This is a genomic window from Aureimonas sp. CAS (genome assembly GCF_059838215.1).
Window position 1 is genome coordinate 2,641,020 of record NZ_CM187563.1, and the last position, 14,686, is coordinate 2,655,705.

General features: G+C 60.6%; 10 protein-coding genes. 8 read left to right on the plus strand and 2 right to left on the minus strand.

Annotation, left to right across the window (positions count from 1 at the left end):
- Positions 1-6: 6 nt before the first annotated feature.
- Positions 7-888 carry a dTDP-4-dehydrorhamnose reductase gene (gene rfbD / locus AC6R2M_RS12670; RefSeq protein ID WP_500482666.1) on the plus strand — a complete coding sequence of 294 codons (882 nt, stop codon included), beginning with the start codon at positions 7-9 and terminating at the stop codon, positions 886-888.
- Between the two features lie 244 nt (positions 889-1,132).
- Here the strand turns inward: rfbD and AC6R2M_RS12675 are convergent, their stop codons facing one another.
- Together AC6R2M_RS12675 and AC6R2M_RS12680 are read right to left on the minus strand one after the other, a co-directional pair.
- Entirely contained in the window at positions 1,133-2,284 is a 1,152-nt protein-coding gene (locus AC6R2M_RS12675; RefSeq protein WP_500482668.1) for a class I SAM-dependent methyltransferase, read from the minus strand.
- Between the two features lie 107 nt (positions 2,285-2,391).
- Positions 2,392-6,804 carry a rhamnan synthesis F family protein gene (locus AC6R2M_RS12680; protein ID WP_500482670.1) on the minus strand — a complete coding sequence of 1,471 codons (4,413 nt, stop codon included), beginning with the start codon at positions 6,802-6,804 and terminating at the stop codon, positions 2,392-2,394.
- A gap of 185 nt (positions 6,805-6,989) precedes the next feature.
- Here AC6R2M_RS12680 and AC6R2M_RS12685 point away from each other — a divergent pair, with 185 nt between their 5' ends.
- The 7 genes from AC6R2M_RS12685 to AC6R2M_RS12715 all read left to right on the plus strand — a co-directional run bounded on the left by AC6R2M_RS12685 (position 6,990) and on the right by AC6R2M_RS12715 (position 14,682).
- Positions 6,990-7,973, plus strand: coding sequence for a glycosyltransferase family 2 protein (locus AC6R2M_RS12685; RefSeq protein WP_500482672.1), 984 nt, complete (start codon positions 6,990-6,992; stop codon positions 7,971-7,973).
- Positions 7,973-9,268, plus strand: coding sequence for a glycosyltransferase family 4 protein (locus AC6R2M_RS12690; RefSeq protein ID WP_500482674.1), 1,296 nt, complete (start codon positions 7,973-7,975; stop codon positions 9,266-9,268). Before AC6R2M_RS12685 ends, AC6R2M_RS12690 begins: the two co-directional genes overlap by 1 nt.
- A complete protein-coding gene (locus tag AC6R2M_RS12695; protein ID WP_500482676.1) occupies positions 9,265-10,218 on the plus strand; it encodes an NAD-dependent epimerase/dehydratase family protein in 954 nt (317 codons plus the stop codon). The genes AC6R2M_RS12690 and AC6R2M_RS12695 overlap by 4 nt, the downstream gene beginning before the upstream one ends.
- A 278-nt stretch (positions 10,219-10,496) precedes the next feature.
- Complete coding sequence (locus tag AC6R2M_RS12700; protein ID WP_500482678.1) at positions 10,497-11,471, plus strand: GDP-mannose 4,6-dehydratase; 975 nt, start codon at positions 10,497-10,499, stop codon at positions 11,469-11,471.
- Positions 11,472-11,501: 30 nt separating this feature from the next.
- Positions 11,502-12,431, plus strand: a complete 930-nt coding sequence (locus AC6R2M_RS12705) for a GDP-mannose 4,6-dehydratase (RefSeq protein WP_500482680.1) — start codon at positions 11,502-11,504, stop codon at positions 12,429-12,431.
- Between the two features lie 165 nt (positions 12,432-12,596).
- Positions 12,597-13,349 carry an ABC transporter permease gene (locus AC6R2M_RS12710; protein WP_500482682.1) on the plus strand — a complete coding sequence of 251 codons (753 nt, stop codon included), beginning with the start codon at positions 12,597-12,599 and terminating at the stop codon, positions 13,347-13,349.
- The gene (locus AC6R2M_RS12715; RefSeq protein ID WP_500482684.1) at positions 13,339-14,682 is read left to right on the plus strand and encodes an ABC transporter ATP-binding protein; all 1,344 of its coding nucleotides are present in this window, start codon (positions 13,339-13,341) and stop codon (positions 14,680-14,682) included. Before AC6R2M_RS12710 ends, AC6R2M_RS12715 begins: the two co-directional genes overlap by 11 nt.
- The last annotated feature ends 4 nt before the right edge of the window (positions 14,683-14,686 follow it).

Here is a 14,686-nt window from a genome sequence, read left to right on the forward strand (position 1 = left end):
CCTAGAATGCGCATTCTCGTCACCGGTTGGGAGGGTCAGGTCGCGCAGGCGCTCACCGGCCTGAGCGCAGCCGATATGGTCATCATGGCAATCGGTCGGCCCGATCTCGACATTACGGACCCCACTTCGGTCCGTAAGGCTTTGGAGGGTTTCCGCCCGGACATCGTCGTCAACGCAGCGGCCTACACCGCCGTCGACCGAGCCGAGACCGAGCCCGAGACGGCTTTCTTGGTGAACCGTGACGGGGCGCGCCATGTCGCTTTGGCGAGCGCCGACGCAGGGGTGCCGGTGATCCACATCTCGACCGACTACGTCTTTCCCGGAGACAAAGCTGGCGCCTACCGCGAGAGCGATGAGACCGGCCCGGCGAGCGTCTACGGCCGGTCGAAGCTCGGCGGTGAACAAGCAGTCGCCGCGGCAAACCCGGCGCACGTAATCCTGCGCACGGCATGGGTCTATTCCGCCTTCGGCTCGAACTTCCTGAAAACGATGCTACGGCTTGCCGCTGACCGCGACACCGTGCGCGTTGTCGCGGATCAGCACGGCTCCCCGACTTATGCGTCCGACATTGCGAGTGGAATTCTCGCAGTCGCTCGAAGGATCCGTGCTGAACCCCGCGGCTCCGAATGGCGTGGCGTCTTTCACATGACGGCCGCGGGTCGAACGACCTGGGCTGGTTTCGCGGAAGCGATATTTGCGAAGTCGGCCACGTTGGGCGGACCATCAGCCCGCGTCGAGCCGATCACGACAGCCGACTATCCAACACCAGCGAAGCGTCCGGCAAACTCGGCCTTATCGAATGACCGCTTTGCGACCGTCTTCGGGCACAGTCTGCCGCCGTGGCGGATCAGCGTGGACGCCGCTCTAGAAGCGATCCTCCTCAAATGAGCGGCAAACCTGTCGCGATATTCGTTACTCCCCATTCTTGAGGGAAGGTCTTCATCGTCCCAAGACGAGTCCAACCTCGATTGGGCCATACATCGAAGCGCACGGCAACAGAATACATGAGTACAGCGCGAGTGCTGCAGTCGGCCTGAAAACTGCAAAACCGCTTCATACCTCCGCCGTCGAGGCCGATGCGTTGAGTGCTCTGGGCTGGATCCAGCCCATCGTTCCGGTGAACCCTACTGGATCAGCCGCGCACTTCCGCCACCACAACGACGTAGTCGCTTCCGATACGTCCCCGATCCATCATCTCGTCCTCAAGAGCGAAGAACCGTTCGAGATGAGCTCGGTGGTTCGGGTCGTCCTCGCAAAAGTTCTGGGCGATTTCACCGAGGCCGAGATGCAGTAGCGTTCCACCGTAGGCTCGCTTCTCGATGACTTTGAACCGCCGGTCGAGCACCTCCAGAATTTCGGCCGAACGCACCGATTCGCTCGGATCGGCCCGGATCATCGCCTCGACCGTCGGGCGTACAACCGAAGCTTTTCGACCGCGTGGCGTCTGCCGAAGCTCTTCGGGAAGCGTATCGAGGAACTCGTTGACGAGCCGAAGCTGGTCGTCGGTCCACTGGAAGCGCGTCGGACCGACGAATTCATTCAAATGAAACAGGCCGCTGGGCTTTAAAGCGTTGGCGACCTTCTCGAACAGTTCTTCCAACCGCTCGACGTGGTGGACCGACTGATGCGCGAAGATCAGATCGTAGTGTTTTTCGGGAAGTGTTTCGCGATCGAGGTCGGCGACGCGGTAGCGCAACTGCCCGTAGCCGCCCTCGTGCGCCAAGCCGCTCGCCCGCTCGATGGCCGCGTCGGCGATATCGATCGCGTCGCACTCGGCGATCAACCCCCGATCACTCAAGTCCCGCTCAAGGCCGCCGAACCCACAACCGAGCGAGAGGGTTCGCGCGAAAGGGATCTGCAAGCCGCGCTCTCGAGCGAGTTGAGCAAGCCGTCCGTAACCATCCATTTCGGGATCGCCCGACTGCATCGCGTGGGTCCGCGCGCGCACCGTAGGATGGGCCATCCAGTACCAACCGAAAAGCGCGGCCTGCTCGTCGGCAGAAATGGACCAAGCCGTTTTTGTCTGATCGAGGGGATCGTCCGAGAGCGCCGAACCGTAGATGCTGACGATCCGACCCGTTGAGCGAAGACGACCGTCGCGCCCCTCTCTAAACCCGAACTGGATGAAATGATCGTACCCGTCCTTGAACCCGCCGGCGTCCACTGCACCGCGAACGTCTACGTAGGTATCAAGATACCAATCCTCGTCAAAGTCGGACTGCTCAATTGGTTTCACCGTGAAGACACTCCCGAACTGGACGATGCCAGCGATTTGCCGCCTCATCTTCGCACGAACCCCGACGCTCTGTCAGGGCTCGTTCGGGGCTCGCGAGGTCTGAGATCATCACAAGCGCAGGAGCCGAACGGTCGGTCTGACGCCCGCTGTGCGTCCTAGTATTCCCCTGCAGCCGGCGTTAACGCCGCGAGAGCGGGCGGCAACGTGCGGATCACGGCTGGAGCATCCGGACATGTTTCCAGACGCACAGGACCGCTCAGAGTAGGCGTCTTCTCAACGACGAAACGCTGCAAGTCGCGCGGCGAGACAACCGTCTCCGCCATCCGGGCATCCACCATAAACTCAGGTCTCGCCACCTTCACCCACGAGAAACCGGCCGACTCGGCCGCATAGTAGTATAGCCGCTCGATCACGTGAGCGAGCGTCCCGTCCGTCTGTCGGGACTCGTCGGGGAAGTCATCGAACGTGAGATTCAGGTCGAGTATAGGCTTGAGAGCCGCGCTGCGCGCCCAAAACATCGAGCCTGATGGAAAATCCAGAGCCTGTTCCGGCGAAAGCGAGATCCCCATGCGTGCGGCAACTCGCCTTGCTTGTGAGAAATTGTTCTCCCAACCTAGCCAGCGACGGATGTAGTCGTAGTGTTGCGGAGCCACAAGTCCGACCGAGGGCTCTCGTTCGAAGACTTCGGTAATGCTAGAAACAACGGCGGGCGATCCGACCAGCGTTTCCAGAAGATACCGCCGCCAGGGCGCAAGTTTGGGCTCATGAAGCGACGCCTTGGAATGCAAGTGCAGAACGTAGTCATAAGAGGGGTAGACATCGGCAAAGCCGACGATTTTCGGTGCGATGTCGCGGCCCCTGTTCGGAAAGACGCGAACAGCCACGCTCCCGTTCGCCCATCCTTCCAGAACGGCCTCAATGGCGGTCCTCTTCTCTTCGCTGTCCGTGGAGAAGAACAGATCGATTGGAAAGGGAATGTTCCTCAGATAGCGTAAAATCTCCGGCACGAGATCGGGATAGAAGGCGTGAACGATCGCCGCCGCCTTCGGCGTTTCAGGAGGAGCGGGGCGGTAGGAGAACGGAACGGCCATGCTGGCGTCTTCGCTCAGCGGCCGGCCGACATAACGCGGCAGAACGTCTTCCTCTCCGGCCCGATCGAGCAGGCGAGCGATCGCGAGGGCTCGCTCGTCGCGTGGTTCGACGATGGCGAGCGCTTCTTCGACCGCCGCCGAAAAGCGCTCAGGGGAACAATCGCTTGCAACGCGCGCCAGCGCGTTCGCGCGCAGGCGCTCCCAGGTTTCCTTCGACCTGTAGAGTTCGGCGCAGGACGAAGCGAAGGCCTCAGGGTCGTTGGTGGACAGCAGATCCTGACCCGCCGTCCAGCCCAGCTGCTCAGCGATCAGTTCGGTGGATACAATGGGCACCCCGAAACTGGCGACCTCCTGGGCCTTCAGCGGAATTCCCGCCGAAAAGCGCGTGGGCACCACGACGAGGCGTGCACGGTTCATCTCTGCGGCGAGATCGTCGACGCGCCCGGCAAGTTCGAATGCGCCCTCCTCGGCCAATGCCTGGATGGATGGGGCTGCCACCATGCCGATCACACGCAGGCAAATGTGGTCGCCGAGATCAGCCCGGAGCCGAGGCAGGATCGCCTCTGCGAACCAGCGCAGCGAATCTGAATTGGGAGTGTTGTCGTCATGGGCGGGGCCGAGAAAGACAATGGTCTCCCGTTCGTCGAAAGACGCCGGCGTCGGACGCACTTCCATCGAGAAGCCAACGGTCGTTACGAGCGGCGCACCGTGCTCGATGTAGGTTCTGCGTTCATCCTCCGACACCGAGATGACCGCATGCGCATGGCGCGTCAGGGCCACTTCCCGCGCGACCAGTAATTCCGGATCGCCCCCTTCGAGCGGGATGTTGAGAACGCTCGACTGAAGGAGCGTACGACGGGCGAAAATGGCCTCCGCGTCGTAAATGATCTTCGCACCGGCCAGGATCGCTGCGTCGCGCTCGACGATATCCGTCAGAACGCTCATGTTATGCGGCCGCGCGATGACGATCGCATCGAAGCTGCCGCGCCTGGCTCTCAGGAACGCCTCCAGATAGGCCGAAGACCCTTCTTTGATCACCTCGACGGTATCCGGAATGCTTTGGCGAATACTTTGCCAGGTTTCCGGATGCTCGAACATCGGAAAGAAGGTCAGATGCGAACGCCGGTCGAGTTCGCGCACCAGATCGTTGGAGCGCGGGTAGCCCGCCCCCAACTGCCGATGAGGGATGCGATCCTCGATCATGAGGAGCCGCGGCCTCCCGTCCAGTGCGTTGCGTGCGGACAGAAGCGTGGCCGGGTCGCTCGAAGACGGAAGCTGGGTCGCCAGCCAGGTTCCGTGCAGCCGGCGGAAAGTCGCCCAGTTGCGCTGTTGCAGCGCGAGGGCGTCGTCACTGGCGGCGGAGGAGCCGAACTCGAAATGCAGGGTCACGATCTGCGGATCGAAGACGATGCGCAGGCCTTCCTTCCGCAAACGCACACAATAATCGGTCTCTTCGTAATAGGCGGGCGCGAAGGCGACGTCGAAGCCGCCGAGTCGTTCGAAGGCGGCGCGCGGCGTCATCAGGAAGGCACCGGAGCAGTAGTCCACGTCACGCTGGAACATGAACTGCGATTCATCGACCGCGTGCGAACGACCGTACCCCATGCACGAACCGTCCGAGAAGATGATCGAACCTGCCTCTTGCAAAGTTCCATCGGGAAGAACGAGACGACCGCCGACTGCGCCGATCGTCGGATCGCTGTCCAGAAGCTCCACAGCACGATCGAGAGAGCCCGGCGTGACCTGCGTGTCGTTGTTCAGGAGAAGGAGGTGTCGACCGCGAGCGTGCGATGCCGCTGCATTCACGCCGCGCAGGAAATGCAGGTTTTCCTCGTTCCGAATGATGGTCGCACCATCAATACGGCCCAGGAGTTCGTCCGTCCGATCGCTTGAGCCATTATCGCAGATGATGACTTCGACCGTGAGCGCGCTACCCGAAAGAGCTTCGACGACCGAGCTCAGACACGCATAGGTCAGTTCTGCCTGATTGTAGAGGACGAGCACCACCGAGATGTCGGGTGCCTCGCTCCGCGGAAGCTTCAGACGCCCACGCCCGGTCAGGAAGGCGCTCAGACGATGGCTCATCATCTGCCGAACAGACGCCTTGAGGCCCGAGGCCGAGGGAACTTGCTCGCTCTGGACAGTTTCGGCCACCGGAAGAGCCTCGATCTCAGCAGCATCAGCCTGCCCCGTCGGCAGACCCAGCGGCGTCTCCGGCGCGATCGTGTCGGGATGCTCATCTGCGGGATGGGCGCCGGCGCCATGCAAGAGCCGCCTTGCCACGCGACTGGCCATCCGAAACGGCTTCGTCAGCCGCCAGGAGGCCGAGCTTTGGTAGAGGGCATGGATGGCCTGGACGTCGGCTTTCGGATCGGCGGCCTGAGGATGCAGTAACGCGTGGCTGCCAGCGAGCTTAAGTACCTCCTCGCGCGCTTCATGCAGTTCGCGCTCGAGCTGAGCAATTCGCTCCGGCAACAAGGAAGCGGTTCCAGGGTCCGGCGCGACGCTCGCACGCAGCAGGGCAAGCTCTTCGAGGGCTTGTTGATTGCGTGCTTGCGCCTCGCGAACCATTGCGTCGCGGGCCCGCAACTGGTTTTCCCGCTCAGATAGGAGAGCGTCGCGACCGGCGATCAAGCCGTCCTTGGCGCCAAGCAACTGCACGGTCCAGGCGTGCTCGCGCGAGACCTTTTCCCGCTCCGCTTCGGACAGTTGGAGCGCATCACGCAGCTGTTCGCCGACCTTCGTGAAATGCCGCGTCATCTCGATCATGCGTGATCGCTGCAGCAGCAATTCGCCAGGTCGTTCGAACTGGCGCCGAAGCCCGCGGGCTGCGTTCGAAGAAGCCTCGAACAGCGCCTTGAGCGACTCCGGAAGATCGCGGCCGACGCCAAGAACGCCCAAACCGTGGGAATGGTGAAACTCGAAAGAGGGATACTCGTCGGAAATTTCGGCCCACAATTTCCAGACTCCGAAATCGCGCTCCCGCACATTCGTGTCGTGGAAAAGGACGACGCCCCGGTCAGAAAGCTTGTCGCGCCAGCCTTCGAAATCGGCCTTTACCGCATCGTAGGTGTGCAGACCGTCGATGTGGAGCAGATCTACAGACCCATCCGCAAAGTAGGGGCGGGCATCCTCGAAGAACATCCGCATGAGCGTCGAAAACGAAGCGTAATTCGCTCTGTTATGCTCGCTGACATCGGCAAAGACCTCTTCTCCGTAGAAGTCCGCATGGTCGTCGCCCTGCCAGCTGTCCACTGCGAAGGCACGCGTGCTGGTGCCGAAGTGGGCGATCGACTGACAGAAGGCCCCATAGGAATTGCCGGTGTGGGTGCCCAGCTCGACGAGGACCCGCGGACGAAGCGCCTTGATTAACCAGAACGCGAATGGGATATGGCCAGCCCAGCTTCCCGGAAAGACGAGGCGATGGGGCTGCCAGTGGATCTCGTCCCCGATGTCGATCTGAGCGATATCGTCCATGAAACTTAACTCGTCTTTTTTCGAGGCTGCACTCATTGAGTGAGAAGTGAGACAGGATCAAGAGCACCGACGCGCTCGGCCACGCTTACTGGCGATATGCCTTTCGGGGCTCCAGCGGGCGTTTTGGCCAGCTTCGACGCTCGCCTTTCGTCTCTTCTGCCCATTTTTAGGAAACGGCGGCCCGGATGTTCAATCTTCGCAAGCGAATGAAGCAAGAGAGCGGGTCTACAATTGCTACCCCCGCACCCGCCCGCTCGGCGCCAGAGGCATCGGTCTCGGTCGTCATTCCGCTCTACAACCATGCCGGATTCATCGGCGAAACCCTCGACAGTGCGCTGGGACAAGGCGCGGTGCTGCGCGAAGTCATCATCGTCGACGACGGATCGACCGATGATTCGCTCGCAACGGCACGGACGCTTGCTCGGAAGGATGACCGGATCGTCGTCTGGTCGCAGCCCAATCAAGGCGCCCATCTTGCCATCAACAATGGCATGGCGAGGGCGACCGGCGATTTCGTCGCGATCCTGAACTCGGACGATGTGTACGAACCTGGACGTCTGGACGCTCTGGCGTCCCTTCTCGCGGCTTCGCAAAAGAGTGAGCTGGCTGCCTCGGGCCTTCTGTTCATGGATGCGCGGTCGAGCCCGATCGAAGATGCCTGGTACGAACAGGCCCTCGCGCGGCACGATGGAGAAAGCGATCTCTCGTTGGCGCTCGTCAACGCCAACCTTCTAATGACGACGTCGAATTTCGTCTTCCGTCGCTCTCTGGTCGAGCGCATCGGCGGGTTTCGAAACCTTCGCTACGCCCACGATCTCGACTTCCTGCTACGCATCCTTGCCTATTCCGGCGCGATCCAGATCGACCCTCGCAGGCTGATGCGTTACCGACGTCACGAGAACAATACGATCAACGAACAACATGCCAGGGTTCGGGCCGAGTGGGCGATCGTGTCGGCGATCCACCTCTACGAGTCTCCGTCCCTGTCGGGCGCGGGGCTCGATCCCCGACGCTGGGCGAGGTTCCAGGACGTGTTCGCGCAGCACAAGCTGACCGATGGCGTGAATCTGGCGTTAGCCAGGCTTCACGCTGCTCCGCCCCGAGGCGATGCCGTCTCGCACCTTCTCGCCGACCGGGCCTTTATGGAGACCCTTCGGGAGTTCGTTTGATGCATATTCTCTTCGTATCCAACCTCTATCCCCCCAACAGCATCGGGGGATACGAAAAACTTGCCTTCGCCGTCGCACAGGAACTTTCCTCCCGCGGGCATCAAATCACCGTCCTTACCAGTGATTTCGGTGGCGAGACGGCTGCCTATCCTGGCCAGACCGTTTACCGCGATCTGAAGCTCTTCGTCGGGTCGAGCATCTACGATCCTTTCGATGGAAGCGAGGAGGATATGCAGCTTCAGCGAGCTGCGAATTCGGCGCGACTTGCCGACCTGGTCGCAAGAATAAAACCGGACGTCGTCTTCAGCTGGAACTTGTTCTTCCTGCACCCGTCCATGCTCTCCACGCTGGAAACTCTTCCTGTTCCGGTCGTTGTGATGCTGACGGACAACTGGTTGATAAACATGGTCAAGCCTGAGTGGTGGCAGGACTACTTTGTTCGCGAGGTCCGAGCGTGCACGACACCCCATGCCGAGCCCCTACCCTCGCAGCCGGTCTTGTCTTTCAAGCGCCGCCTGGCGGCCATTCTGCAACGCGTGCGCTCGGGGTCCAGAACGGACGTACCCAGCGTGACCAAGGCTGAGCCTCGCAAGCTTACCGCGATTTTTGGCTCGAACTACATGAGGCGAATGCACGCCCGAGCCGGTCTGTCCTTCAGGAACGAAGAAACGGTCCACAACGGGGTCAAACCGCTGCAATCCGGCGATGCTGTTCTCCAACATCGGCCCGACCGGCCTTCGAACGAAGCGATCCGGCTCTTGTTTGCTGGGCGTTTGGTCGATCTCAAAGGCGCCCATCACGTGGTCGAAGCGCTCGCGCACCTGAAACGCACCGACGCCGCGACGATGACGTTAACGATCGTCGGCGATAGGCAGGATAGGTCCTACGATCGGACACTGGCGTCCGCTATCGAAGCCAGCGGCTGCGGCGACGTCATTTCGCTTCGACCGCCGGTCAAGGAGCATGAACTGCCAGCGCTGTTCGCCGCGCACGATATATACGTTTTCCCCTCCCTTTACGAACCATTCTCGCTGACTCTGATTCATGCGCTGGGTGAAGGAATACCGACGATCGCCTCGGACGCAGGCGGCAACACCGAGATCGTGGTGGACGGCGTGACCGGGCTGGTCTACCCGAGGGGTGATAGCAATGCTTTGGCGGATCGAATTGCGCGTTTGGCTCGGGAGCCAGAACTGAGACACCGCCTCGCGCGGGCGGGGAAGGAAGCGGCAACCCGCTTCACGTTCGACACCATGGTCGATCGGATGGAACGCGTTCTAAAGGGCATCAGGTGACCGGGGCTTCCCTCGCGGCGCGCACTCCCCCGCTGATCGCGGGGCTACGTTGCGTCGTCATCGGCGCTGGCGGCTTCATCGGCACCAATCTCCTAAGGCGCCTTGAGGCTCTGGGCGCCTCCTGCGTTGCTCTTTCTCGCTCGAGCGCCTTCCCGCACGCCGTCGCTGGAACCGACTGGCGACGTCTCGATGATTGCGACCTGCGCCCACACGAAAAAGTTCTTCGCGACGCAGACGTCGTCTTTCACCTTCTCGGCGGCCTATCTCCAGCGCTTTCGGCGCGCGATCCAGTGGCATCGCTCCAGAGTTCGATCGCCTTGAGCTTGAACCTTATACATATGCGCCGTGGCAGGATCGTTTTTACGTCATCGGGCGGAACGATCTATGGACGGACGCCGCGATTTGCTATTCCCGAAAGCCTACCAGCCAATCCGATCTCCTTCTACGGTGTCGAGAAGCTCGCGATCGAGAAGTATCTGGCAGCCGACGAATGGGCGACCGGCAGACCCTTCGCCTCCCTGCGCATCGCCAACCCCTTCGGACCGTTTCAACGCCCCGGTCGCGGACAAGGAGTCGTAGCGACGATGGCGGGTCACATCTTGGATGGCAGTTCCGTTGAAATCTGGGGGGACGGCAATATCGTCCGCGACTTCATCTACGTCGAAGACGTTGTGGACGCGTTGGTATCGAGCGCGCTCTACACCGGCGCCGAACGGATTTTCAATATTGGCTCTGGCGTCGGCAGATCCGTCATTTCGATCATCGACGACCTGCGTCGCATGACCGGAAAGGATGCAACGGTTCAGTTTCAAGACGCACGAGCCGCGGATGTTCCATTCAATGTTCTCGATGTTTCCCGAGCTGAGCGGGAACTGACATGGGTTCCGAAAACCAATTGGAATGACGGCCTTCGTCAGACGATCGACTGGCTTAGGACGGAACTCGGCTGATAGGCCGCGTCCGGCTTTTCGGCTCTCGGACAATTGATCGGATGCGGCACTTGGTTGCGGTCGCTTAGTCGCGCCGAGGATGTCCGTTTGGCAGATAACTGCGGGATGATGCAACGCCGAGCACGCCGCGAGCAATGGGTCCCCCAGCCAACGGCCAGGGGCCTTTTCTTGGACCGGCACCAACATTGCCTTTGTTTCGACCTTTGGATAGGTCACCACGCTTCGGTCTCTCGAACCCGCACGATCGAGGGCGTCATCTAAAGGGTTGGGATCGCACAATGAGTAAGACGGCTCTCATCACGGGTGTGACCGGCCAAGATGGCGCCTATCTTTCCGAGCTCCTTTTGTCGAAGGGCTACGAAGTTCACGGGCTCGTCCGTCGCTCCAGCACGTCCGACGTCAACGACGTGCGGCTAAAATGGCTCGGCATTGCCAAAGATGTCCGGTTCGTCGACGGAAATTTGCTCGATCTATCCGGGCTGATGCGTGTGATGCGGGAAATCCGGCCCGACGAGGTTTACAATCTTGCAGCTCAGTCCTTCGTCAAATCGTCTTGGCAGCAGCCGATCCTGACTGGACAAGTGACCGCACTTGGGGTCACCAACGTGCTTGAGGCCATCCGGCTGGAGCATCCGGCCGCTCGATTCTATCAGGCGTCTTCGTCCGAGATGTACGGTCTCGTTCAGGAGGACATGCAGTCCGAAACGACGCCATTCTATCCGCGATCGCCCTATGCCGTGGCCAAGCTCTACGGCCATTGGATCACCATCAACTATCGCGAGAGCTTCAACCTGCATGCGTCGAGCGGGATCCTCTTCAATCACGAGTCGCCGCTTCGCGGGATCGAGTTCGTCACTCGGAAGGTGACGGACGGCGTGGCACGGATTAAGCTCGGGCTGTCGAAGGAACTCCGGCTGGGCAACATCGACGCCAAGCGGGACTGGGGGCATTCGCGCGACTACGTGCACGCCATGTGGCTGATGCTGCAGCAAGAGGTTGCTGACGATTATGTCGTCGCGACCGGGCGGACCGTCACCGTTCGGGACATGTGCCGCATCGCGTTCGGTCATGCGAGGTTGTCGTTGGAGGATCACCTTGTGATCGATCCCGATCTGTTCCGACCGGCCGAGGTCGACGTCCTTTTCGGCAACCCGGCCAAGGCACGGGAGAAGCTGGGGTGGGAGGCGCAGACGACGCTCGAGGAAATGATCGTCGAGATGGTCGACGCCGACCTCAAGCGACTGAGGGCCTAACCTGCAGGCGATGCGAGAAAGTCGGGCGCTATGAACGCTTTCGTAGACATTGTCGCTGTAACCGGGGCATCCGGGTTCGTCGGCGGATGGGTGATGCGCAAGCTTCGCGACTGCCCAGGAGTCAGGCCTGTTCCATTCCTCGATAATGGGGGCGATATCGCCGACGCCGCGCTGGTGCGGCGACGGATGTCGGAATTGAAGCCTCGAGCGATCGTCCATCTGGCGGCGATCGCGGCACCTGGAACGGCCAAGGACAATCCAGAGCGCGCCTTCGCTGTCAATCTAGGCGGGACTTTGCATCTGGCCGAGGCGATCCGAGACCATTCCCCCTCGACCCGGTTGGTTTTTGCAGGAAGTTCGGAGGCCTACGGCAGAAGCTTCAACCTTGTGGAGGCCGTCGACGAGGGGAGCCTGCTAGCACCCGGATCGATCTATGGTGTTACGAAAGCGTCAGCGGATCTCCTGCTGGGACATATGGCGACAGACGGTCTTGATGTCGTGCGGTTTCGCCCATTCAACCATACCGGCCCCGGACAGTCAGACACTTATGTTGTCGCTTCGTTCGCTCGCCAGATCGCACAGATCGAAGCGCGGCTCGAGCCACCCGTTCTGCGCGTCGGCAATCTCGAAGCAGAACGTGATTTCCTGGACGTTCGAGATGTCGCTGATGCCTATGTGACGGCCGCTCTACGCCGCGAACCGCTCCCCGTCGGAGCGCTGATGAATTTGGCAAGCGGCAAGGGTCGGCGGATAGGCGGCATCCTGACGGCGCTCATGAGTCGCAGTTCAGTGCAGATCGAAGTTCAATCTGATCCAGCCCGAATGCGTCCGAGCGAGATCGGGCGTGCCGTCGGCAAAGCGAAGACCGCGCAGCTTCTTCTAGATTGGAAACCGATGATCGAGTGGGAACGCACGCTCGATGATACGCTGAACGACTGGCGCGTGCGCGTTCTCTCCTAAAACCGAGCTCATCGACGGGGTGCCGCCTGTCGGCTGGATTTGCGTTCCACGCGTACGAACGGATCCGAGACTACGCGATAAGAATTCTACGCACCGTTCGGGGCTTGAGAGCATATGTTTGGATTTCTAACAACGGGCTGGAGGCATCGAAACCTTCTTGGTCGCTTGGCACGGCGCGAAATCCACGCGCGTTACAAGGGTTCGATCGTAGGCCTCCTCTGGGCAGCGCTGCTTCCGCTCATCATGATCGGAATCTATGCTTTCGCATTCGGAACGGTGATGCGCAGCCGGTGGATCGTTCCCGACGGACAGCCACCAGCCTATAATTTCGCGATGCTCCTCTTCGCAGGTTATATTCTCTTTTCGATTTTCTCCGACGCCGTCGCACGCAGTCCTGGGCTGTTGTCGGAGAACGTCTCCTATATCAAGAAAGTGGTCTTTCCGCTTGCGATTATCCCGTGGGTCGCCGTGGTGACCGCGCTGGTGAACGGGGGGATCGCCTTTCTCGTTTTCCTGGCAATCTTCATCGGCTTATATGGGCTCCCTCCCTGGACTATCCTACTGTTTCCCATCGTCGTGTTGCCGATCGCACTTCTGACGCTGGGCGTGACCTACATCCTCTCGTCGCTGGGTGTCTTCTTGCGCGACCTTCGGCAGATCGTACCCTTGATGGTGACGGCGCTCTTATTTCTCTCGCCCGTCTTCTATCCGCTTGAGGCCATCCCCGAACAGTTTCGCGCGCTGATCTCACTCAACCCCCTGACGGTAGGGATCACCCAGTTCCGTGATATCGTCTTCTTCGGCCGGCTTCCCGACCCGCTCACCTGGGGTCTCTACTTTATCGCGTCGGTTCTCGTCGCGGCCCTGGGGTTCTGGTGGTTCAATCGAACGAAGAAGGCTTTTGCAGATGTCATCTGATGTCGTCATTAGTGCGGAAGGGTTGGGTAAGTCCTTTCTGATCTACGCAAAGCCCGAGGACCGGCTGAAGCAGATGTTCTGGCGAAAGCGCCGCAAGCTTTTCACCGAATATTGGGCCTTTCAGGACGTAGATTTGAAGATCGAGCGGGGCGAGGCCGTCGCCCTCGTCGGACGCAACGGTTCCGGCAAGTCGACGCTACTTCAGGTCATCACCGGAACGCTGCAACCGACCGTTGGCCACCTGGCCGTGACCGGTCGGATCGCGCCTCTTCTCGAATTGGGGGCTGGCTTCAATCCCGAATTCACCGGGATGGAGAACGTCCGGCTTGCCGCTTCCATCCTAGGTCTGTCCTCCGAAGAAATCGAGGCTCGTATTCCATCCATTCTTGATTTCGCAGCAATCGGCGACTTCGTCGATCAGCCGGTCAAGTCCTACTCGTCGGGAATGTATGCTCGACTGGCTTTCGCGGTGTCGGCGCATGTCGATGCCGACATCCTCATCGTCGATGAGATCTTGTCCGTCGGCGATACCGCGTTCGGGCAAAAATGCATGCGCTACATCCGCAAGTTCCGCGAGCACGGGACGCTCATTCTCGTTTCGCACGATCAAAGTGCAGTGAACGCCTTATGTGACCGTGCCGTTTGGTTGGACCAAGGCAGAGTGCGTGCGGACGGACCGGCTGCCGACGTGGGGTTTCAGTATCAAGCCGCGCTGCGCAACGAGTTGGACGGCGGCGGCTTTGCGATCGGGGAACGGCGCCGCCAGGCCGCCATCAAGACATCTAACGTTCCGCATGTCGAACATCAGCGCATCAAGGCGTCGGACAAGCGCAATGTTCTGGAAGTCTTCGCTTTCAACGCGAGCAGCCCGGCTTTTGGAACCGGCGGAGCGCGGATTACGAAAGTGACGCTGGCGGAAAACGGGATCGGCTCGACCTCGCTGGAGGGAGGCGAGGACGTCGTACTGACGGCTGATGTCGCCTTCGACAAAGCATCCGCCAGCCCGATCGTGGGCTTCTACGTCCGCGATCGCACCGGGCAGAATCTCTTCGGCGACAACACTTTCCTCACTTACAGCGACAGTGCACTCGGTGCGCAGGCCGGCGACACTGTGAAAGCGAAGTTCGCTTTCAGGATGCCATACCTTCCGAGCGGGGATTACGCCGTAACGGTCGCTGTGGCAGACGGAGATGCACGCGATCATGTGACACTTCACTGGCTGGATGAAGCGCTCATTTTCCGTGTCGCGACGAGTCCGCTGCGGGTCGGAGCCGGAATCGTCGGCATTCCGATGCATGCCATTGAGATGCAAGTTCAGAACAACACTTCTTGACCCA

What these genes read in the sequence shown, in the direction of transcription:
- AC6R2M_RS12685 (WP_500482672.1), top strand. Translation starts at nt 6,990, where the DNA reads ATGTTCAATCTTCGCAAGCGAATGAAGCAAGAGAGCGGGTCTACAATT.
- AC6R2M_RS12680 (WP_500482670.1), bottom strand. Translation starts at nt 6,804, where the DNA reads ATGGACGATATCGCTCAGATCGACATCGGGGACGAGATCCACTGGCAG.
- rfbD (WP_500482666.1), top strand. Translation starts at nt 7, where the DNA reads ATGCGCATTCTCGTCACCGGTTGGGAGGGTCAGGTCGCGCAGGCGCTC.
- AC6R2M_RS12700 (WP_500482678.1), top strand. Translation starts at nt 10,497, where the DNA reads ATGAGTAAGACGGCTCTCATCACGGGTGTGACCGGCCAAGATGGCGCC.
- AC6R2M_RS12705 (WP_500482680.1), top strand. Translation starts at nt 11,502, where the DNA reads ATGAACGCTTTCGTAGACATTGTCGCTGTAACCGGGGCATCCGGGTTC.
- AC6R2M_RS12675 (WP_500482668.1), bottom strand. Translation starts at nt 2,284, where the DNA reads ATGAGGCGGCAAATCGCTGGCATCGTCCAGTTCGGGAGTGTCTTCACG.
- AC6R2M_RS12690 (WP_500482674.1), top strand. Translation starts at nt 7,973, where the DNA reads ATGCATATTCTCTTCGTATCCAACCTCTATCCCCCCAACAGCATCGGG.
- AC6R2M_RS12715 (WP_500482684.1), top strand. Translation starts at nt 13,339, where the DNA reads ATGTCATCTGATGTCGTCATTAGTGCGGAAGGGTTGGGTAAGTCCTTT.